Genomic DNA, 21719 nt, shown 5'->3' on the forward strand with positions numbered 1-21719 from the left:
GCCCGATACAGTTGAGTTCCGTGGAACCAAGGCATCATTGAACGCACGTGTCGATGACTATCACAACGTCACTTTGGCTGTTCCATCAGTGCCTGCGGCCCCCTTTACATCACATTGAAGAAAACCGCTTTCGATAGTTACTCGGACTGACCCCGAGACGGCGCGTGAAGGCTCGGCTGGCGCTGGATGGAATGCTGGTGGAGATCGAGGCGATGGCCGCTTGCAGATGACCAAGAAGCTTTCTGCTGTTTTTGATCGCAGAACGCGCGTGACGGAAGTTGCGTGCGTCTAACCGCATCAGGCAGCAATCGGCGGAAGCATCGGCTCACAGCATAATCCGCTCGCTATCCCCCAGAAAAACCGTCCCATGCATGAAGGTCTCTCGCTCATCGGCTGTGGTCAGGGCAAACTTTGCGATGTGGGTATGCGCGACCCTTCTCAGCTCTTCCCGCCACCGCTCACGCGTTTGCTCATCATCAATGTTGCGCCCATCAAGCACCTCGTGCGGATAGGCAGCTGCAAGGTCAACCGGTATGGCATGGAGCGTGCCGATGCGCGAACGCAGGTTCACGGTCGACAGCTCCACAATCAACCCGGTCGGCCCCTTGGCCATCAATTGCCTGAGAACCTTCAGCTTGTTTTTCGCCGAGAAGCTCGTCGCCTTGAGCAAACTGTTGTAGTAGGGCTTGAAGTAATTGATAAGGCCCGCTTCGACCAGCGACACAACTTCATGGCGCTTCAGACGCACGCCCTGCAAGCGCTTGAAGTGTGCCAGGTCGGCGTTGTCGTCCGCCTGGGCATCGACGTTGAAATCGCCGCCATTGCTGACCACAGTGCGCCCGTGCTCGAAGCGATACAGCAACAGCAATACCTCGTGCTCGTAGAAGTTGGTGAGCGTGTCGGCAAGGATCCTCTGCAGGGTGCTGTGGCATTGCAGCCTGTCCAGCGCCGTGCGCGCACGGGTTCGGCCAATCCCCTGCCCCACATACAGCACCTCCATCGCGGTGTCTTCATCGGCAAGCTCATGTTCCGATGCGGCGATGATCACGCTAGCCGACATCATCTGCTTGCCACAGGGTGTTATAGCAACCATCGCGGCACCATTGACCGCGATCGCGACATCCACGATCGGCACATCTGCGGGGATGGAGCTTTCTGGAATTTCGTAGACAAACGGCACCGCCACCATGCCCTGCGCACGGCGAACCAGGAAGTTGCCGGTTACGGTCCGGCCGCTGAGGCTGAAACTCTCCGGCTGCAGGTACACCCGGGGGCGGCGGACGATGAGGTAGATGTTGCAGTTCTGCAGCGCCGCAAGGTGTGCGGGCTCGTACTTCACATTGTAGAGATCTGCGGGGGTGAGCATTGCAGGGTCGCTGGAGTACAGGTGGGCTGCGCCTTCCATGGAATACAAACGTTGCACGTTGTTGATGTCGTTCATGGCATCCGGTCCTCAATTCCTTTGAGTGTGTTGCGTCAGCTCTCAATAATCCAACGTAGCCTTCGTCTGCTGACAAGTCGCCAGCTGGCCGCGCACCTTGCCATACAGCGCTTTGGTCTCCATCGACTGCACTGCCTGGGTGTCGGCATACTCCTTGCGGATGACGTCGAAGTCGGCCTTGGTTTTGGTCAGGTGTTCGACGCACTGGTTGATGGTTTGCCGGGTCAGCGTTCTGGTGCCGCTGGCGTTTGGGGTGCCTTGCGGGCGGGCATCGAACGCTACGCTGATTGCGCCGATCTTGGTGCGGGCGGTCTTCTCTCTGTCCTCGCCGCAGCCTGTTAGTATCGATGCGATTGCAAGACCGAGTACACATTGCTTGATCAATGGAAATTCCTTTTAGTGGTTGATCGTCTGTAGCTCAAGTTCTGGTGAGCGAGCCATCCTAGCAGAGCCGGCTATGGAGTCTCGGTCCGTCGACCTACGTCCAGCTGCCACCCTTTTTGCTTGACGGCAAAATAAAGTGCAGCGCAGCCATTGTTGAAAATATCTGCATGCTGAAGATAGCTGCAGACCGCCCGCACATTTCACACTCCCTTGAAGAGAGTTTTGACCGGCATCGACCCATTGCAAACGTTCGAGAATCGCTGCTTCTGCAATAGGCTAGCTAGCCGGCAAGCTCGACGTAACTAGACTCGCCCCCACCCGTCGCACCAGATAACCATCCCCAGACAAAGTGAAGCGTCGTGCGCCCATGTTGGTCTTGGCCAATCTCGCCGCGCGACCAGCCAGCGAGGATCTCATCCTCAGTGGTAATGCAGTGATAAAGAAGCTCGATGGTGTTGCGGCCTGTCACCCGACCCACTTGAGAGCCCATGCGGATGCGGCCACCCTGGTAAGTGCCGGTGATGGCCCCACCGTCGACGAGATAATGAAATACCGTTCCGTTGCCCGATAGCCCGTGGGTGTTGTTGGCTACGGTGAATCGACGGTTGTTCAACCGTTCGTGAATTTCGCAAACTTGCCATAAGCCGCTCGCCCTTAACTGGTAATCCATTTCAGAACGCACAGCCTATATCTAGATGGATGGGGCTTCCATCTGAATGTCTGCTATGGGTCGTTTTCTGCCTGTGACGGCAGGCAGAAAACCAGCCTAATAGGTCGGACGTTACCGAAAATAGCCTCCAAATGTGGCCCTTCCTTAGCGCTCGGTTCGCCGCCCTGCGACGTCTTGCTCCACGAACAAAACCTCCTCTATCGACAACACCTCGTATATTTGGGTGTGATACGGCGCGATTTTCGAAATTAGGCAACGGGAATTATTCAATTGACCAGAGACACCAAAACCGAAGCTGATAAAAATGGATCAGCAGAACAATTCATAAACGTCGAACTCGCCGACCTGGCAGTCACTTTCGGTTTACCTGCAAAGCGCTTCCAGGAAGAATTGGCGAAATTTGGCTGGGGCATGATTCTCGATGAGGCGAACCGTTTGGCGCACATGGATGAGTTTGACCGTATGACTGAACTGCGTAAGCAGAACAAGGAACGCGTAAGACAAGATGTGCATCCGACCTGGGCGCATCTAGTACAAGCTGCGAAAGAATTCCTCCCTCATCTAGCATCGCGGGTGCCTGGCACTCCTACGACCCCTCCTGACCGGCTGACAGGCTATGTCTATGTTTTATTTGATGGGATAACGGGGCTGAGCAAAATCGGGCACACCAAGACGGCTGGCCGTCGGCAGCGTGCACAGATGGGCGGCCATGGGAGCCCTATCGTCAATGTCGTAAACGTCAAAGTTGCAGACTGCCTTGCGGCCGAAACGCAGTGCCATGAGCATTTTGCCCAGTACCGCACAAATGGTGAGTGGTTTAGTGCGCAACTCGAGGAAATTATTCAGTATGTTGATACGGAATTGGACTGGCTGGGTGCCGACTACGAGAATCAGGAGACGCTTGAGCACTACATCCATCACTGCCAGTCCGGAAACAGAGAAGAGGCTAAGGCGGTATTGAGGAAGGGGCGAAGCAGACATTCACGGTTCAAGCCTACCAGCGGCGGACAGGCATGGGGAGACATTTAAAGCCCAACAAGTTTCAGAAATCGCCCCAGCCCACATTAAATTAAACGTCTGCTTCTGGCCGATAGCTGACGGGCAAGGCTGATCGCTTATCGCCGATAGGTCCCCCTTCATAAGTGGTATCGACGTCAATGCTAGGGATCAGAAAAGGACTAGAAGGAGTTGAAGCGCTTGATTGGTCTTGCAAAGCTTTAGCGCTGACTGATCGTGTGAGTTCATATTTCTACCATTTGCTCGCTTACGGTGCGGTCTATCTCAGCCATACATGTACAAAAGGGAGTCGATCAGCTCTAGCTCCTGCTGCGAGTACTGAACCTCGTTGTACCGCCTAATGTCCACGAGTACGCCCCTGATCGGAACCTGCCGCGAAGGATTCCGAACAATTTCGATCACACGGTCGTACTCGGAATCTTTTCCCTTGAGGTATTTCTCGATCAGTTCTTTGAGCACTACGCGCGCTTCTAGATCGGTTAACACTGGTACTTCTCCGGCCAATTGTGACTTCATCTGCTTTGATGGTAGTGATAGTACCCTGTGAAGGGACCGACAAACGCGGTATCGGGTGGCGCGCCGGCTGCGATTAGGTACGTTCTACGACGATTCTGAACGCAATGCGATGGCACAGATGTAGCTGTAAGTAGTATCGCTAGTTACGCACTCTCGCAGCACTCGCTACTGCTTGGCTCCGCAAAGCACTCGGGTGAGCTATTTTCTTTCACCTTCAAATGGTTTTAAGCCATGCCTCACAGGTATTTGCCTTCTCATCATCATTCATCGAGTGGGATATCTTTTTGTCTAGTTCTTGATATTTGTTTGGAGCGATTTCCTTGTAGAAAACTATCCATCCATCTCTTCCGTCTTGATCGATCATATATGACTCATCGTGCTTTCTTACCCGTAGCGACCACGATGAAAAAAAATCCGGATGATCCGAGAATAATGTGACAATAAATCCGGTGCGTTTAGCGATTTCGTAGAGTAGAGCTTGCTTCATTTTTTTTTGCCTATAAAAATGTTTATTGTTTTTCAAAGTTACCTTTGGATGCGCTAAAAATTTGCGTGCCTCCACCGGTTGAAGGTTGACTCAGACCGCGGACAGACCATGTGTCGTCTATGGACTTCGCTTTGGATTTCAAAACTTTTTGCTTTTCAGTTGTTCGATAAATGCCTTGGAGCTTCAATTCCACAGTACCCGCTGCGCGATTATCGCCCAGCGGACCAATACCTAGCTCCGATGGAGTCGTAGCTGGGTTCAAAGAATAATAATTACCTTGAGGTGCGCCCGGCGACTGATACTGATACACGGTTTTCCCTCGGTTAACAGCTTAGCTCAGGTGGATTTCCTGGCCGGCGTCGATGAACTGGCGCCCAGGCGTGGGCACCCTTTCTTGCCACCTCGGAAACCGGGCCCTTGTAAGCTGGGTACACCGATCCTTTCTGCCTAGCTAGATGGGGCGACAGTTACCAGTGATAGATTCATGTCGATCTGTAGCCTATCTACCACGTCCGGTCCGTCGTCCTTGGTCCACGCTCCGTACTGCTGACTGATCATCTTTCCATGAGTATGGCTCAACTGATCTGAGATCCAGTCGACCGGCGCACGGTGACGGCCAGGCCTCTCTACAGCCCGGTTTCTTTCCGCAATTTATTTTGAGGTGCTGATTTTGCTGTCTTGGAACGGATAAGAAATGTGTGCGATGCGGAAAAATCATGTCCCTAAGCGGATGATTTAAAAGAAAAAAATTACGGACTTAAAATCCCCCGCTCGTAAGGGCGTGCCGGTTCGATTCCGGCTTCGGGCACCATCTTTCAACAAAGGCCTGCGAGCGAAAGCTTCGCAGGCCTTTGTGCATTTACGCTCCGGGATTCGTGGTTGTTGCCGCGTCGATGGCAGGGCAAGGTGCGAAATCCGGAACCACCAGCCCTGCGCCGATGCCGAAACAGCAACGACAACGAGGGCAGAACCATGACTGACGAAAAACCTGAAGTGCCGGAAGAAGTACCCGATCAATCGACCCCTGCGCATTCCACTGAAGAAGAGCGCGAGCGCTTGAAGGACTTCAACAAGGATGGCATCCCGCCGGGCAGTTGCTGATCAACTGTCGCCGCGCTGCGTCACCAATTCCCCGCTGATCGCATCCATCATGGCCGGATGCTCTTCTGCGGCCACGCGCAAATCCTCGGTGACCCGCAACTCCGCGCCTGTCGGCGAAAAGGTTGCCGCCGCCGCAAAAGGTGCGGGGTTGGCCGGGACCGGGCGTTTGCCGCGGCGCCAGAAGAAAAAGCTGACCATGCTCAGGTTGACCACTGCAAATACCCAGAACAGGCCGTTGGCGCCGAACGAGTTCATCACCGGCGAGATCATCATCGGGCTGATGGCCGAGCCCAGCGAGTTGATCAGCAGCAAACCCTGAATCATCGGCACCAGCGCTTCGGCCGGGGCGCGGTCGGCTGCGTGGCTGACGGCAACCGGGTACAGCGCGAATACGCCGCCACCAAGCAGAAACAGCATCGCCGCGAGCATTGTCGAGGACAGCGGCATCAGTCCAATCACCAGCGACAACGCGGTGCACGCCACCGCCAGCAGGGTCAGTACCTGCAAACGATCCGTGCGGTCGGACCAGCGTCCGACCGGATATTGCAGCAGCATCGCGCCGAGAATCGTCCAGGCCATCATGCTGCCGACTTCACCGACGTCCAGACCGCTGCGTTGCAGATACAGCGGCAACAAGGTGTAGATCGCCGCAATGGTCACGCCCGAACCGAAACAGCCGACCAGCCCGGTCGGCGTCACACCCAGCAGTTGTCGGGGCTTGAGCGGCTCGACCTGATCGAGCAGCGGCGACACTCGCGGCAGGATTACGATCGGCAGTACCGACAACGCGGCGAGCATGCCGGCGACCATGAATGGCGCGCTGTCGCTCATGCCGGTGATTGTTCCCAGCGTCGCTTGTCCGAGAACACCGGCGCCATACAGGACGATCATGTACAGCGCGAGCAAGCGTCCGCGAATCTTCTCGTCACCCGCCAGCAGCAGCCAGCTTTCGATCACCAGGAACACGCCGACCGTCGCCCAGCCGTTGATCAGGCGCAGGACGAGCCAGCCCCAAGTGTCATAGAACAGGCCCTGCAGCAGGATGGTCACGGCGATCAGCGAGGCGAAGCTGCCGTAGGCACGGATGTGGCCGATGCGCAGGATCAGCCGGTCATTGAACACCGCGCCCAGCGTCAGGCCCATGAAATAAGCCGATGAAACAATCCCGATCATCGTCGCCGAGGCACCGGCGGCGTCCAGGCGCAGGGTGGTCAGGGAGGAAAGAAAGCCGTTGCCCAGAGCAATGATGAACAGCCCGAGCAGGGGCGCCAGCGCCATGGCCAGCAAACGCGGAGACATAAAAAACCTCAGGAAATCGAACAGCGCAACGTGCGCCTCTGCGCATGCGGTTGCCAGGCTGGAACAGGTGTTGTGCGAATGTCTGCCGATCGGGCAGGGCGGTGGCGTCGGGCATACATCAGTGAGATATGGCCAGTCCTGCAGATTCGCGTCTGTGACGGAACGCGCGACTGCAAGAGCGCGGCGGATTCTACGGCTTGCGCAGGATTTGCCAATAGCTGAAGGCTGCGACGTTACGACGCAGGTCTGGCAAGGCCTTACGCATAACCGCAGCTCATCAATAGCCCGGCACAAATGTCGCTTTATGCGTTGCGTTTTGCTCGTTAGCCTGTGCGGTCCAATTGCCATGCAGCGCCAGGAGTCAGGATGCAGATCAGAGGTGAGCGAGGCGCCACGGCGTGTGGTCTGGTGGCGATTGTTTTATGGAGTACCGCCGCCGGATTGATCAGGGGCGTCAGCGAACATTTCGGTCCGTTGGGCGGCGCGGCGATGATTTATTCATTGGGCGCCATCCTGTTGCTGGGGTTTCTTGGCCGCCCGCATGTTCGCTCGACCTCAAAGCTCTATCTCGTGCTCGGCAGCGCCTTGTTCGTCGCCTATGAGGTGTGCCTGTCGCTGGCCCTGGGGTTTGCCAGTGATCGTCATCAAGCCATCGAATTGGGCGTGGTGAATTATCTGTGGCCGTGTCTGACCGTGGTGCTGGCGATTGTCATGAACGGACAAAAAACCCGCTGGCTGATCATTCCAGGCTCGGCGTTGGCGATCTTTGGGATCTTGTGGGTCGTGAGCGGCAAGGGCTTGTCTCTGCCGGGGATTGCGTCCAACGTTCAGTCCAACCCGCTGAGTTACAGTCTGGCGCTGGCCTGTGCGATCACGTTTGCCCTGTATTGCAATGTCACCCGTCGCTATGCCGACGGGCAGAATCTGGTGGTGCTGTTTTTCGCCCTGACGTCCGTGGTGCTGTGGTCGAAGTGGTATCTGAGCGACGAGCAGATCCCGGCCTTCACTTGGGAAAATTCGGTCGAGCTACTCGCCGCTGGAATAGCCATGGCCGGAGGCTACGCACTGTGGAACGTCGGCATCCTGCGTGGCAACCTGACCTTGCTCGCGACCGCATCCTACTCCGCGCCCGTGCTGTCGTCGGCGTTCGCCGCTGTGTGGCTGGGGGTCAGTTTGCAACTGCAGTTCTGGCAAGGCGCCGTGCTGGTGACGGCGGGCTCGCTGATGTGCTGGCATGCGACCCGGCAACTCGCAGTTTCCCGAGCGACTGTGGGCGAAGTCGGCGTCGACCCGCACCCATGACCTGCATCAAGTCCTGAGGAACCTCGCGGCACAGCTGACGAACAGCAACAGCAACACCACGCCACCCAGCGCGATCACCAGCGAACTGATGTGGGCGATCATGCCGATAAACGCTGGCCCCATGAGAATTCCCGCATAACCCATGGAAATAATCGCCGGAATGGCCGTGCGCTGCGGCATACGCTGTTGCCGACCTGCAGCGGTGAACAACACCGGAACGATGTTCGAGCAACCGACGCCGATCAGCGCATAGCCGAGCAGTGCAGCCTGCCAGTTATCGAATACCAGCGAAACCAGCATGCCGGCCGCCGCGCAGATACCGCCCAGCGTCACCACGCGTATGCCACCCAGTCGCCTGACGACCGCGTCTCCGGTCAGCCGCCCTAGAGTCATCGCCGCGGCGAAACAGGCGTAGCCCAAACCTGCGTAGCTCGATTGCATATCGCGCTGTGAAGCGAGGAACACCGCGCTCCAGTCGAGCATTGCGCCTTCGGTGAGGAACACGATGAAGCAGAGGATCCCCAGTAGCAGGACGATTCCGCGCGGAATCGCGAAGATCGGCCCGTCGCGCTCGGTGCCATAGGGCAGCAGATCCGGCGCAGCCTTGTACAGCGAGGCAACGATGATCGCCACCAGACACAGCACTGACAGCAGCGGATCCAGGCCGAGGCTGAGCATCGCCGTCATCGCGCCAGCTCCAGCAATCCCGCCCACGCTATACAGGCCGTGAAAGCCGGATTGCAAGGTTTCGCCGCTGTTTTTTTCGACGATGATCGACTGGATATTGATCGCGCAATCGAGCATGCCCATGCTCGCGCCGAACAGCAGCACCGTAACCGCCAGCCCCGGTAGCCAAGCCAGATAGCTCAACATCGGCAGCACTGCACAAAGCACCAGAGTTGAAACGATGATCACCGGGCGGCAGCCGAATCGCGCGGTCAGGTAACCGGCGAACGGCATGGCCACGATGGAGCCGATACCAAAGCCCAGCAGCAACAGGCCCAGACCACCTTCATCCAGCCCGGTGCGCGCTTTTACCAAAGGAACCAGCGGCGCCCACGCCGACATGACGATGCCGGTGATCAGGAAAATGATCCGCGTAGACGCGCGTTCGCCGTAGTTTTCGTGAATCGCCAGGGATGATGTGCAATCGCTCATGGACAGAAGCGCCAATCAACCAACCGACTTCAGCGAAATCGGCCCTTTCAACCGCTCCATCATCGTCGCGCAATACCAGTCATCGAACTGACAGACGCCGGTCTCGGCGGTTTCCGAATACGGGCCGGGCTCGTAGGAAGGCGAGGTCACCCCGCGTTGGGTGCCTTCGACCAGCGTGCGGTCCTGATCGTTGGTGGCAATCCACACCTTGGTCAGGCGCTCGATATCGTAGTCAACGCCTTCCACCGCCGTGTCGGGCACCAGCCATTTGGTGGTGACCAGTGTTTCGGTAGCACTGATCGGCAGGACGCGGAAACTCAGCGCGTGGTCGCCAAGGAAGTGGTTCCAGGTCGACGGGTAGTGGAAGTACAGCAGCGCGCCGATGTCCGCTTCCGAGGTTTTGTCGAGGCGCCCGTTCACGGCCGGTTTGCCGTCCATGGTGTAGCTGACGGCACCGGATGAAAGCGGGATGCGGGTCATGCGGAACTGGCCGTTGATGTCCATCACCAGACGGCTGGGCAATCCGGCCTTTTCGCACTTGGCCCAATACGCCGACAGCTCTGGATCATCTTCACCGCTGATGCCGCCCACCGAAAGGTTATCGACAAACGAGTGCAGCAACTCTGGATGAGAACCGTCGCAGTGGTAGCACTCGCGATTGTTTTCAAAGACCAGCTTCCAGTTGCCTTTCTCGACGATGTTCGACTCGAACGCGACTTTGCAGTTGTCGAGGTAGTGCGGCGCGATGAACGGGCTGACGGCTTTGCGGAAACCGTCGAAGTCCGGCGCCTTGGCGGCCACGCAGACATAGATGTAGGTGTCGACGATTTCGCAGTGCACGCTTTTCAGGTTGTATTGCGATTTGTCGAAGTCCTGGCCCATGTTGCCAGCGAACAACAGATTGCCGTCCAGTTCGTAAGTCCACTTGTGATACGGGCAGACCATCTTCGCCACTTTGCCATGGTCGGCCTCACAGATTTTCGCGCCACGGTGCCGGCAGGCGTTGTGAAAAGCCCGAACCTCACCGTCCTTACCGCGCACGACAGCAACCGGATAGTCACCGATCTGCAAAGTGAAATACTGCCCCGGCTTGGTGATTTCGAAGGTGTGGCCGGCGAAAATCCAGTCCCGGTGCCAGATCTGCTCAAGATCCTGACGGTACACATCCTCACTGCGGTAGAGCGCGCCGGGCAGCGAATGCCAAGGCTTGCGTTGTGCGATCAGGTCAAAAACGGTTTGTTTATTGTTCATTGTTATCCTCCCAGGACATCAATCTTGAGCGGTCACCTTCAATCGTGACTTTTGAATAAATGATAAGCCTCAGGCTATAGCGCTCGGGACGAGCATCACAAACTACATTTGCTGCGGGCAATTAATGATTTGACGTTATGAATGGGCAGATCACGGCCGCGCTTGAAAAACCGGTTCCAGTGCGGTGATCGCGCAGCTGGCGTCAGCTATATGCCGGATTGCCGTTTTCACAGCGCTGCTGCGTTCATGGCCAAGACCAAGGGCGAACAGATCAAACTTCAGCTCCAGTTCCTCGACGCTCAGCGGCGTCTGCGGATCGCCGCGCGCAGCGGTGATAGGGCTCACCAGCACCTCGCCATTTCTCAAGGTAATGCTCAGCCGCGAGAGAATTTCCTCAGGGAATCGCGCCGAGATATCGGCGGCTTCAACGATTTCGATGCGGGCGCTCAGCGCGAGAATATCCGGCGCAGAAATCGCCGAACCGGTGACTTCCTCAGGGCCGACCTTGCCTCTGACAATCAGCGCTGCCAGCGGAAATGCGAGGGCGTATTGCGCCTGATCGGCGTCCTTCGGCGAATGCCCCTGCAGGCACATCGATTCATAAAACGTTTCCACCCGGATGGTTTCGATCGAATCAGCAGCAAGCAGCGGATGTTGCCGTTGCAGCTCGAGCATCGCCGTCAGCGCTGGTTGCGCCCAGCGGCAGACCGGCCAGGGTTTGAAGTACTGGCTGTCGATTTCCCAGCGTTCACTGAGGTCGCGCCAATGCTCTGAAACGCTGATGTCTTCCACCGTTTCCGCCGGCGCCCCGGTGATGCCTTCCATCGCCATGAACAGCGCGTTCAAACCGGTAAATGCGCCCGCGCCATGGGCGTCACGCAGCATCGTCGGCGCTTGCACCACGCGCATCATCGGGCAGCGCGCGCTGAAGTATTCGGCAATGCCCAAAGCGTGGCGAAAGGTGGCCTCATCCAGACCCAACAATCGCGCCCCGGCGCAGACCACCCCCAGCGCGGAAAAGCCACCGGAAGCGTGATACGTCGGCGAGGTCGCCATCAGTGCCGAGCCGGCACGCAGTGCGGTTTCGTAACCAATGCACAGAGCGCTCAGCAGCTCATGCCCAGTGATGGATCGGCCCTGATGATGCAGCGCATCGGCGAGGGCAAGCACGGCGGGGACCACGGTCGCCCCGGCATGGCCCTTGGATTTGAAGTGACCTTCATGGGCATCGAGGCTGTCAGCGCTGAACCCGCCGGCCCAGGCTGCGCCGAGCACATTGACGCGCTGCCCGGCAAAGATCAGGCGACTGCTGTAGAGACCGGCCGGATAATGCCGTTCGGCAAACCGGCGCATGGCGACAGTGGTGCCATTGCTCGCCGCGCCGGCCATGACGCCGATGATGTCCAGCAGACTGTTTTGCACGATGGCGCGGGTTTTCTGCGGGGCGTCGAGAAAATCAAAATCGCGAGAGAATTCGAAGAGTGACATGCAGCAAGCCCTTCCTGTGTGTTGAGCGATACCGTGCTTGGTCGGCGCCGCTCAACAATGGGTCAGGCAACGAGGCTGCTCCAGCGACATTTTCGTCAGGCTATTGATAACCAAAACGACCGACGCTGGCGCAGCGCAGATCAACGGCGGGGAAACTTCGCCAGAATCCATTCGCGGAAACGCCGCAATTCATCTTCATTGTCGGAATTTTCGCGGCAGCTCAAGTAGTGCCAACTGTTGCGCAACTGCACCTGTTGCTCGATCGGACGCACCAGCAGGCCTTGCTGCACCAGCGAGGTGACCAGATGATTCCAGCCCAGCGCAATGCCTTGGTGAGTCAGGACCATGCTGATCAACAAGTTGTAGTCGTTGGCGTTGAAAATCTGCGGACTGTTGGCCGGGCGGTCGTCGATATCGATCGCCTGAAACGCCAGCCACACGCCCCAGTCGACGTGCTCGGCGACTTGCGAGCGGCCGTAAGGGCTGAGGTTGAGCAACGCTGAATCGCGTACGCCCTCGATGGTGGAAATTTCCGGGTGCTGCTCCAGGTACTGCGGCGTGCACACCGGGTAGATCACGTCATGGCACAGCGGATAGCTTCTGTAACCTTCGCGGATCCGCGAAATCTTGGTGATGAAAATGTCCGGCTGTACCCCGGGCTCCATGGTGAGGAAGTTCTGCGTGGTAATCAGGTTCAGCTCGATGTCCGGGCACTGAGCAAAGAATTCCTGCAAATGATTCGACAGCCATAGTGCGGAAAAGGCCGGCGAACAGCAGACCGTGAGCACCTTCTTGCTCGACTGGCTGCTGCGGATGCGTTCGGCAGCCTGGGCAATGTTGACGAACGACAATTGCGCGGCGTCGAAGAACACCGCGCCGGCGGCGGTCAGCTCCACCGCCCGACCCACCCGGGTAAACAGTTGCGCGCCCAGATAGCTTTCCAGCTCACGGATCTGCCGACTGATCGCCGCTTGCGAAACGCACAACGCCTCGGCGGCACGGGTGAAGCTTTCGTATTTGGCAGCGGCGACAAATGCCTTCACAGCCCTCAAGGACGGCATTTTCAACAGGATGGTGTCAGGGTCGACATGCTTGGTCATTCGTACACTCTCCTAACGATACAGCTCCCCAACGAAGCGCGAGGAGGGTAACGGAACGCTCTTCGCAGGGCCACGCCAGCGTCGCTTTGGGAATAGACCCGGTCGCTCACAGTGCGAAGCCGAAGGATCAGCCATGGCCGACCCTGCAACCGATAACCCGACGTTATCGAATTGTCCCTGTAAATGTAGTTGGATTAAGCGAGGTGATGCTAATAGATTTGCAACATCCCCTCTTTCCTGGGCACCCAAAAATAATAAAAGGAAACCCGTCGTGAAGACATTTATTGATTACTGCTGCCGTTCAAACATGGTTTCACTCAATTGCTCGTCGTTTAAAGCGATCGAAGTGCGACACGAAGGAGGCATGGTATGACAAGTTCCGACGAGATCATCTGCGTCAAGAATGTTTTCAAAGTCTTCGGCAACCAGCCAGCGCTGGCCATGAAGATGATTGAAGAGGGCGCCTCGAAAGCTGAAGTATTCAAAAAGACCGGTCAGGCAATTGGTGTATTCGACGCCAACTTTTCCGTCCGCCGAGGCAAAATCTTCGTGATCATGGGATTGTCCGGCTCCGGCAAATCGACCATGGTCCGCCTGTTCAATCGGTTGATCGAACCGACCTCTGGCAAGATCTTCCTCAACGGCAGGGAAATCACCGGTCTGGCCGACAAGGACCTGCTGCAAGTGCGGCGCAAGGACATGGGCATGGTCTTCCAGTCGTTCGCCCTGATGCCGCATATGAGCGTGATCGACAACGTCAGTTTCGGTCTGGAAATCAGCGGCGTCAGCGAAAAAGAACGCTACTGCCGGGCCATGGGCGCACTAGAGCAGGTCGGGCTTTCCGGCCAGGAACTGAGCTTTCCCCATCAACTCTCCGGTGGCATGCAGCAGCGCGTCGGCCTGGCCCGCGCCTTGGCCAATGACCCCGCCATTCTGCTGATGGACGAAGCCTTCTCCGCACTCGACCCGATGATCCGCAGCGAGATGCAGGGCGAGCTGATCAAGCTGCAGGCCGAGCAGGATCGCACGATCATTTTCATCTCCCACGATATTGAAGAAGCGGTGCGCATCGGCCATCGGATCGCGATCATGGAGGGCGGGCGCGTGGTGCAGATCGGCACGCCGCGTGAACTTCTGTGCAACCCGGTGAATAAATATGTGCGCGACTTCTTCAATGGTTTCGACACCAGTCGAATATTGAAGGCCGGCGATATCGCCCAGCAGGATTCCAATGTTGTTTATTTGCCGGGCAGCCAAGTAACGATCAAGGCCGAAGCCTCATTGCGAGACATCTTTCATATAGTTGCCGCGTCGGCAACTCCGATGCCGGTGGTAGATGAAGTTGGACTTTATAAAGGTTCGATTTCCCAGGGGCATTTACTGAGCTGCCTGAGTAACAGCTGAACTCCGAATACTCAGAATTGATAAAGCAGTTTCTGCGGGCGAGGTAGCACCATGTCAGATTTCAATATTCTGGATCCTTTCCAGAGCATCAATATTCCCCTGGGTTCGTGGGTCGAAACCGCGCTCAAATACCTGGTCGGTAACTTTCGCGAAGTATTCCGCTCGATTCGCTGGCCGGTCGACCAGGTACTCGATGGCGTGCAGTGGAGCCTGCTGTCGGTGCCGCCCACGGTGTTCATCATCATCGCCGGGCTGATCAGCTGGCAGATCGGCGGTAAACGCATCGCCATTTTCAGCGTCGCCACGCTCACCGGCCTCGGCCTGATCGGCGTGTGGAACGACGCCATGGTCACCCTGGCCCTGGTGCTGACCTCGCTGTTGTTCTGCGCGGTGATCGGCATCCCGTTGGGCATTCTCTGCGCGCGCAGTGATCGCACGGAAATGATCATCCGCCCGGTGCTCGACGCCATGCAGACGTTGCCGGCATTCGTCTATCTGGTGCCGGTGGTCATGCTCTTCGGCATCGGCAATGTGCCCGGCGTCATCGTCACCATCATCTTCTCGGTCGCGCCACTGGTGCGCCTGACCAACCTCGGCATTCGCCAGGTGCCCGCCGACAAGGTCGAGGCGGCGAGGGCGTTCGGCTGCACGGCCACGCAAATGCTGCTGAAGGTGCAATTGCCGCTGGCGGCGCCAACGATGATGGCCGGGCTCAACCAGACACTGATGTTGTCGCTGTCGATGGTGGTGGTGGCCTCGATGATCTCGGTGGGCGGTCTCGGTTTGATGGTGTTGAGCGGCATCGGTCGACTCGACATGGGCCTGGCCAGTGTCGGCGGCGCCGGGCTGGTGTTACTGGCGGTGTTCCTCGACCGACTGACCCAGGCCATGGGTGAACGCAGCAGCGACCTGGCCACCGGTCAGCGCTGGTATGAAAGCGGCCCGCTGGGGCTGCTGATGAAACTGAAAAAAAAGAAACCCGTTGCACGTCCAGTGACGAACTGAGTTTGTCTGCTCACCCATAAACACTTTCAAGCGTGGTGAAACATGAACCTGACAACTTTCAAGAAAAGCCTGATGGCTTCGCTGTTCGCTACATTGCTGTGCTCAGCGGTTCACGCGGCAGATGCCAACAAACCGGGCGCCGGTGTGTCGATCACGCCGATATTCCCGAGCATCGCCGAAGAGCGTTTTCGCGGTGAGGTGGTGCTCGCCGGACTCAAGGAATTGGGCTACGACGTCAAGGCGCCGAAAGAAGTCGACTACCCGGCGATGTTTCTTGCGCTGTCCTACGGCGATGCGGATTTCACCGTGCATGAATGGGAAAACCTGCACCAGGCATTTTATGAAAAGGCCGGCGGCGATGACGTGATGGTCAAGGTCGGGCAAGTCATGAAAGGCGTGTTGCAGGGCTACATGATCGACAAGAAGACCGCCGACGCCTACCAGATCAAGGACCTCTCCGATCTGAAGAAACCGGAGATCGCCAAACTGTTCGACAGCAACGGCGATGGCAAGGCTGACCTCACTGGCTGCAACCCGGGCTGGGGCTGCGAAATCATGATCGAGCATCACATGAAAGCCTATGGTCTCGGCCCGACCGTGGTGGATAACCGCGGCTCGTACTTTGCGCTGATGGCCGACACCATCGCGCGCTATCAGCAGGGTAAACCGGTGTTGTTCTTCACCTGGGTGCCGCAGTGGATTGCCGGCGTGCTGGTGGAAGGACGCGATGTGGTCTGGCTGCCAGTGCCGTTCACCTCGCTGCCGGATGGCAAGGAAAGCAAAGACACCTTCCATGACGGCAAGAACCTCGGTTTCCCGGTGGACACGATCAATGCCGTGATGAACAAGGAGTTCGCCGAGAAGAACCCGGTGGCGCGCAAATTCCTTTCCGAGGTCAGCATCCCTCCCAGCGCGGAAAGCGAGCAGAACCTGCGCATGCAAAAGGGTGAGAAGTCCCTCGCCGACATCAAGCGTCATGCGGCGCAATGGATCAAGGCCAATCAGCAGGCTTATGACGGCTGGTTGAGCGACGCACGCGCAGCGGCGAAGTAATCGGTTCGACCACAGAGTGCGGCGGCTGAGCCCGTCGCCCACGTTACGGTCGCAGGCGTCAGTGAACGGCGAGTGAGTGAGCGAAGATGGAAACCTTTCAAAGCCCGTTGAAGCAGCAAAACATCGGCTTTCGCCTGTGCGCATCGGTGTCCGGGCAAGCGCGCGTGGTGCGAGTGGCCTTCGTATTGCTGGACCATTTTTCCCTGACGACCCTGTCCACGGCGATGGATGCGCTGGCCACTGGCAACCTGATTTGCGGCGAAACGCAGTACAGGATCTCGACCTGGTCGCTTCAGGGCGGACCGGTCGAAAGCGATGTCGGCGTGCCGGTGTCGTCGCAGCGACTGGTTGCAGAAGGCTTCAACCATGACGCGGTGATCGTGATCGGCGGTCAGCGCGTCAGGCTGGCAGCGCATCCGCTGCTGCGCCGGGTACTGAAGAAAACCGCCGGCAAGGGCATCGTTGCCGGATGCTGGAATGCGGCGTTCCATCTGGCTGATGCGGGGTTGCTCGGCGCCGAGGCGTTCGCCTGTCACAGCGACAGTTACGGTTTGATCGGCGAGTACTTTCCGCAGTTGAAAGCCTCCAGCCGCGAATTCGTCTGCGCTCAGCGCCGAGCCACTTGCGCCAACGCCCATTCGGCACTGGATATGACCCTGGCGATCATGCAAGAGCTGGGTTCGCCCAACGATGCGGCGCTGGTTGATGAAATCAGACGGGTTCATCAGCCGGCCCAGGGCAAGCCTGCGGTGCCTGCCGACAGAGTTCGGCCCGCAGCGATTCCCAAGCCGCTGAACATTGCCATCGACCTGATGGAAAACAACATCGAGGAGCCGATGGAAATCGATGCCATCGCCAGCCACGTCGGAGTGTCGCGCCGGCAACTGGAGCGGCGGTTCGCGCGCTATCTGAATGCTGCGCCCAATCGCTATTACCTGGAGTTGCGCCTGACCCGGGCGCGGCAACTGATCGTGCAAAGTGATCGCTCGATGACCGATGTGGCACTGGCGACCGGATTTGTCAGTTATCCGCACTTCTACAAACGCTTCAAGGATCTGTTCGGCTTACCGCCGATGACGTTCAGGGATTACTACTGCGCCAGCGACCCGGCCAGCAGCGGGCGCTATGCCGTAGCCGCCAATTACTGAATCAGCCGCGCGAACTGACTGTTTGCGCCACTAACGGTTTAACCAGTTCCGGATCAACGCCACTGCGTGCGTTCGCTTTGTGCCGCGTGCGTTTTGCAACTTCAACGATTAACGGTTCAACACTATGAAAGTCAGTTCATTACCCGCCGATGATGACAGTTGTGGCTGGTTCCATCTGAGCAAACCGCGCAGCCCCGAGCCTGCACACCGCGGCCACACCGCGGCGCGCTGGGTAATCATCGGCGCCGGTTTTACCGGACTCGCCTGCGCGCGGCAACTGGCGTTGAATTTTCCCGATGACGAAGTGGTACTGGTCGAAGCACAGGAAGTTGGATTAGGGCCATCGGGGCGCAATGCCGGTTTTGCCATTGACCTGCCGCACGATATTGGCGCCGATGATTACATCGGTGATATCGCGCTGGCGCGGACCAGCCTGAAACTCAATCTGGCCGGCCAATCGATCCTGCGTGATCTGGTCGATCAATACCGCATCGACTGCCAGATGAAAGCCTGTGGCAAATATCAGGCAGCCGTGGAGAATCGCGGCATCGCCGTGCTCGATGCCTATCGCCGCGGCCTGGAAAAGCTCGACCAGCCGTTTCAAATGATCGACGCCCATGAATTGCCGGAACATCTCGGTACGCATTTCTATCGCAAGGCATTGTTCACGCCGGGCGCGGTGCTGCTGCAGCCATCCGGGCTGGTCAAAGGCCTGGCCGACAATCTGCCGGCCAATGTCACGCTGTATGAGCGCACGCCGATTCTCGAAGTGGAGTACGGCGCGAAGACCGTGCTCAGACATGCCCACGGCAGCATCACCGCCGACAAACTGATTCTGGCGAACAACTCGTTCGGCATGCGTTTTGGTTTCCTGCAGGGACGCATGTTGCCGATCTACACCTACGCCAGCATCACTCGGCCGCTGACCGAAGAAGAGCAGGCGCGCCTGGGTGGAAAACCGTTCTGGGGCGCCATTCCGGCAGACCCGTTCGGCACCACGGTGCGCCGCACGCCGGACAACCGCCTGCTGATCCGCAACAGTTTCACCTTCAACCCCGACGGCCGCAGCAACCGCAAATACAACGAGCGTTTCGTGCGTCGGCACAAGGCCTCGTTCGACCAGCGTTTCCCGATGCTGCCTGACGTTACGTTCGACTACACCTGGGGCGGCGCGCTGGCGATGTCGCGCAATCACAACGGCTTCTTCGGTGAGCTGGCGCCCAACGTCTATGGCGCGCTGGGCTGCAACGGCCTCGGCGTCACCCGCGGCACCGTCACCGGCAAGTTGCTGGCCGACTGGCTGGCCGGGCAGCGCGACGGGCTGATCGATTTCCTCTTGCAGACACCCGGCCCCAACAGCAACCCGCCCGAACCGTTCCTCTCGCTCGGGGTGAACATGAACCTCAAGTGGGGGCAGTACCGCGCCGGCAGAGAAAGCTGAAGACCGCAAACCCGCAAACCTGAACATTGAACCCTGGAGAAAACGCGATGAACTTTGATGGAATCTTTACCCCGGCCATTACCCCGTTGTCCGCCGATGGCCAGATCGACTATGCGGCGTTCTCCGAGGTGATCGAATACCTGATCGAGTCCGGGGTGCAGGGCATCGTCATCGGCGGTTCGACCGGCGAGTACTACGCGCACACCGCAGAAGAGCGGGTTGCCGTGGCCCAGCGCGCTAAAGAGGTGATTCGCGGGCGCCTGCCACTGGTGGTCGGGACCGGCGGCATCCGTACCGAGGACTCGGTGTACTTCGCCGAGAAGGCCAAGGCACTGCAAGCAGACGCGATCCTGGTCGGCTCGCCGCCCTATGCCTTGCCGACGCAGAAAGAGATCGCCGCCCACGTCCTCGCCGTGGACAAGGCCGCCGGTCTGCCGATCATGCTTTACAACTACCCGTCGCGGATGGGCGTGGCGATGGGCGATGAATTCTTCGCTGCCATTGCCGACTGCAAAAACATCGCCGCGATCAAGGAAAGCTCGGGCGAAACCAGCCGCCTGCATCGCCTGGCTCACTCGCACCCCGATATCCAGTTGTCCTGCGGCTGGGATGATCAGGCGCTGGAGTTCTTTGCCTGGGGCGCACGCAGCTGGGTCTGCGCCGGTTCCAACTTCATCCCGCGGGAACACATTGCGCTGTACGAAGCCTGCGTACTGCAGAAAAACTTCGACAAGGGCCGGCGGATCATGTCGGCGATGTTGCCGCTGATGGACGTCCTCGAGAGCGGCAAGTTCGTGCAGTCGATCAAACATGGCAGCGAACTCAGTGGCCTGCGTGCCGGCGGTGTCCGTGCGCCGTTGCAAGCGCTGGAACCTGCCGAGCAAGAGCAACTGAAAAGCGTGATTGAAACCCTGCAGAAGAACGTCGCACGCATTGTCGAGGAGGCATGAAATGGCAGACCTGCTGAGTAAAGAGCAGTACCGTGAACTGGCGGCGACGCTGGAGTTTCGCCATCAGGCTTTTATCGATGGTCGCTTTACCCCGGCAAAATCCGGCAAGACGTTCACCACGACCAATCCGGCCACCGAACAGGTGCTGAGCGAGATTGCCGCGTGCGATGCCGAAGATATCGATCAGGCCGTTGCAGCCGCGAAAGCAGCGTTCGATGACGGCCGCTGGCAGTCACTCGCACCCTCGGCGCGCAAATCGGTATTGCTGCGCTTTGCCCAGTTGCTGGAGGACAACGCCCATGAGCTGGCGGTGCTGGAAAGTCTCGACAGCGGCAAGCCGATCCGCGAATGCCAGACCATCGACGTCCCTGAAACCATTCATACCTTGCGCTGGCACGCCGAGCTGATCGACAAGATCTACGACGCCACGGCGCCGGTTGGTTCTGGCGCGGTGACCATGGTCGTGCGCGAGCCGATCGGCGTGGTCGGTCTGGTGCTGCCGTGGAATTTCCCGTTGCTGATGCTCGCCTGGAAAATCGGCCCGTCACTGGCCGCCGGCTGTTCGATCGTGGTCAAACCGGCCAAGGAAACCACCCTGAGCACCTTGCGCGTTGCCGAACTGGCGCATCAGGCGGGGATTCCCGCCGGTGTGTTCAACGTGGTGCCCGGTGGCGGTAAAGAGGCGGGCGAGCCGTTGGGGCGGCACCCCGACGTGGCGATGGTCAGCTTCACCGGCTCGACCGACACCGGGCGGCTGTTCCTCAAATACTCCAGCGAATCCAACCTCAAACGCATCGTGCTCGAGTGCGGCGGCAAGAACCCGGCGGTGGTGATGAACGATGTCGAAGACATCGATGTCGTTGCGCAGCATGTGGTCAATGGCGCGTTCTGGAACATGGGCGAAAACTGCTCGGCCTCATCACGGCTGATCGTCCACGCCGAGATCAAGGAGGAACTCTTGCAGCGTGTGCAGGCGCACCTCGGCGACTGGAAAATGGGCGATCCGCTTGACCCGGAAAATCGCTTGGGTTCGATGATCAGCAAAGCGCATTTCGACAAGGTGCGCTCGTATCTCGATGTGGCTCGCGACGAAGAACTCAACGTGCTGGTGGGTGGCCAGACTCGCAACGATATTTTCGTCGAGCCGACCATTGTCGATGGCGTCAGCCCCGACAGTCGCCTGTTCCAGGAAGAGATCTTCGGCCCGGTGCTGAGCGTCACGACCTTTCAGACAGTCGATGAAGCCATCGCGCTGGCCAACGACACGGCTTATGGATTGGCCGCTTCGGCGTATACCGGCAACCTGCGTCACGCGCTGAAACTGTCGCGCGGTATTCGCGCCGGGATTGTCACGGTGAATTGCTTCGGCGAGGGTGATGCCTCGACGCCGTTTGGCGGCTACAAGGAATCGGGGTTCGGCGGGCGCGACAAGTCGATCTGGGCGCACGATCAATACACTGAACTGAAAACCATCTGGATCGACGCGTCGTAATTGGCGTTTGGA

At 58.4% G+C, this 21719-nt stretch carries 19 protein-coding genes and 1 pseudogene; 10 read left to right on the plus strand and 10 right to left on the minus strand.

The window, feature by feature from the left end:
* Positions 1-325: 325 nt before the first annotated feature.
* The 3 genes from GXB78_RS03230 to GXB78_RS03240 form a co-directional block, all read right to left on the minus strand.
* Positions 326-1441, minus strand: a complete 1116-nt coding sequence (locus GXB78_RS03230) for a hypothetical protein (RefSeq protein WP_329514158.1) — start codon at positions 1439-1441, stop codon at positions 326-328.
* A gap of 42 nt (positions 1442-1483) precedes the next feature.
* The gene (locus tag GXB78_RS03235; protein ID WP_329514160.1) at positions 1484-1825 is read right to left on the minus strand and encodes a hypothetical protein; all 342 of its coding nucleotides are present in this window, start codon (positions 1823-1825) and stop codon (positions 1484-1486) included.
* Positions 1826-2105: 280 nt separating this feature from the next.
* Positions 2106-2495, minus strand: coding sequence for a hypothetical protein (locus GXB78_RS03240; protein ID WP_329514163.1), 390 nt, complete (start codon positions 2493-2495; stop codon positions 2106-2108).
* 270 nt (positions 2496-2765) lie between these two features.
* Here GXB78_RS03240 and GXB78_RS03245 point away from each other — a divergent pair, with 270 nt between their 5' ends.
* Positions 2766-3524, plus strand: coding sequence for a GIY-YIG nuclease family protein (locus tag GXB78_RS03245; RefSeq protein WP_083352810.1), 759 nt, complete (start codon positions 2766-2768; stop codon positions 3522-3524).
* A gap of 718 nt (positions 3525-4242) precedes the next feature.
* Here the strand turns inward: GXB78_RS03245 and GXB78_RS03250 are convergent.
* Together GXB78_RS03250 and GXB78_RS03255 are read right to left on the minus strand one after the other, a co-directional pair.
* Positions 4243-4515: a hypothetical protein gene (locus tag GXB78_RS03250; protein ID WP_329514165.1), complete on the minus strand. Its 273-nt coding sequence runs from the start codon at positions 4513-4515 to the stop codon at positions 4243-4245.
* Positions 4516-4537: 22 nt separating this feature from the next.
* Positions 4538-4831, minus strand: a pseudogene (locus GXB78_RS03255) (polymorphic toxin type 46 domain-containing protein); the annotation flags it as partial.
* 656 nt (positions 4832-5487) lie between these two features.
* Here GXB78_RS03255 and GXB78_RS03260 point away from each other — a divergent pair.
* Positions 5488-5616 carry a hypothetical protein gene (locus GXB78_RS03260; protein ID WP_329514167.1) on the plus strand — a complete coding sequence of 43 codons (129 nt, stop codon included), beginning with the start codon at positions 5488-5490 and terminating at the stop codon, positions 5614-5616.
* Here the strand turns inward: GXB78_RS03260 and GXB78_RS03265 are convergent, their stop codons facing one another.
* Entirely contained in the window at positions 5617-7263 is a 1647-nt protein-coding gene (locus GXB78_RS03265; RefSeq protein ID WP_329514169.1) for an MFS transporter, read from the minus strand. It lies immediately after the preceding gene.
* A gap of 18 nt (positions 7264-7281) precedes the next feature.
* Between GXB78_RS03265 and yddG the strand changes: the two genes are divergently transcribed.
* Positions 7282-8217, plus strand: a complete 936-nt coding sequence (gene yddG, locus GXB78_RS03270; protein ID WP_329514170.1) for an aromatic amino acid DMT transporter YddG — start codon at positions 7282-7284, stop codon at positions 8215-8217.
* A 6-nt stretch (positions 8218-8223) separates the two neighbouring features.
* Here the strand turns inward: yddG and GXB78_RS03275 are convergent, their stop codons facing one another.
* The 4 genes from GXB78_RS03275 to GXB78_RS03290 form a co-directional block, all read right to left on the minus strand.
* Positions 8224-9375: an MFS transporter gene (locus GXB78_RS03275; RefSeq protein ID WP_329514172.1), complete on the minus strand. Its 1152-nt coding sequence runs from the start codon at positions 9373-9375 to the stop codon at positions 8224-8226.
* 15 nt (positions 9376-9390) lie between these two features.
* Positions 9391-10626 (minus strand): aromatic ring-hydroxylating oxygenase subunit alpha, encoded by a 1236-nt coding sequence (locus GXB78_RS03280; protein ID WP_329514174.1) that lies wholly within the window; start codon positions 10624-10626, stop codon positions 9391-9393.
* Positions 10627-10776: 150 nt separating this feature from the next.
* Positions 10777-12114 (minus strand): MmgE/PrpD family protein, encoded by a 1338-nt coding sequence (locus GXB78_RS03285; protein ID WP_329514176.1) that lies wholly within the window; start codon positions 12112-12114, stop codon positions 10777-10779.
* A gap of 140 nt (positions 12115-12254) precedes the next feature.
* The gene (locus tag GXB78_RS03290; RefSeq protein WP_329514178.1) at positions 12255-13214 is read right to left on the minus strand and encodes a LysR family transcriptional regulator; all 960 of its coding nucleotides are present in this window, start codon (positions 13212-13214) and stop codon (positions 12255-12257) included.
* 369 nt (positions 13215-13583) lie between these two features.
* On the opposite strand from GXB78_RS03290, the gene GXB78_RS03295 reads away from it, so the two are divergent.
* From GXB78_RS03295 to GXB78_RS03325, 7 genes are all read left to right on the plus strand, one after another.
* Positions 13584-14618 (plus strand): quaternary amine ABC transporter ATP-binding protein, encoded by a 1035-nt coding sequence (locus GXB78_RS03295; protein WP_329514179.1) that lies wholly within the window; start codon positions 13584-13586, stop codon positions 14616-14618.
* A gap of 51 nt (positions 14619-14669) precedes the next feature.
* Positions 14670-15623 carry a glycine betaine/L-proline ABC transporter permease ProW gene (proW, locus tag GXB78_RS03300; RefSeq protein ID WP_329514181.1) on the plus strand — a complete coding sequence of 318 codons (954 nt, stop codon included), beginning with the start codon at positions 14670-14672 and terminating at the stop codon, positions 15621-15623.
* A 42-nt stretch (positions 15624-15665) separates the two neighbouring features.
* Positions 15666-16676 carry a glycine betaine/L-proline ABC transporter substrate-binding protein ProX gene (gene proX / locus GXB78_RS03305; RefSeq protein WP_329514183.1) on the plus strand — a complete coding sequence of 337 codons (1011 nt, stop codon included), beginning with the start codon at positions 15666-15668 and terminating at the stop codon, positions 16674-16676.
* An 86-nt stretch (positions 16677-16762) separates the two neighbouring features.
* Positions 16763-17824: a GlxA family transcriptional regulator gene (locus GXB78_RS03310; RefSeq protein ID WP_329514185.1), complete on the plus strand. Its 1062-nt coding sequence runs from the start codon at positions 16763-16765 to the stop codon at positions 17822-17824.
* A gap of 124 nt (positions 17825-17948) precedes the next feature.
* Positions 17949-19265: an NAD(P)/FAD-dependent oxidoreductase gene (locus GXB78_RS03315; RefSeq protein ID WP_329514187.1), complete on the plus strand. Its 1317-nt coding sequence runs from the start codon at positions 17949-17951 to the stop codon at positions 19263-19265.
* A gap of 47 nt (positions 19266-19312) precedes the next feature.
* On the plus strand, positions 19313-20215 hold the full coding sequence (locus GXB78_RS03320) for a dihydrodipicolinate synthase family protein (protein ID WP_329514189.1): 903 nt from the start codon (positions 19313-19315) through the stop codon (positions 20213-20215).
* A gap of 1 nt (position 20216) precedes the next feature.
* Entirely contained in the window at positions 20217-21707 is a 1491-nt protein-coding gene (locus GXB78_RS03325; RefSeq protein ID WP_329514191.1) for an aldehyde dehydrogenase, read from the plus strand.
* Positions 21708-21719 lie beyond the last annotated feature (12 nt).

The sequence above is a fragment of the Pseudomonas moraviensis subsp. stanleyae genome (genome assembly GCF_036283065.1).
In the GTDB taxonomy this organism is placed as follows: domain Bacteria; phylum Pseudomonadota; class Gammaproteobacteria; order Pseudomonadales; family Pseudomonadaceae; genus Aquipseudomonas; species Aquipseudomonas stanleyae.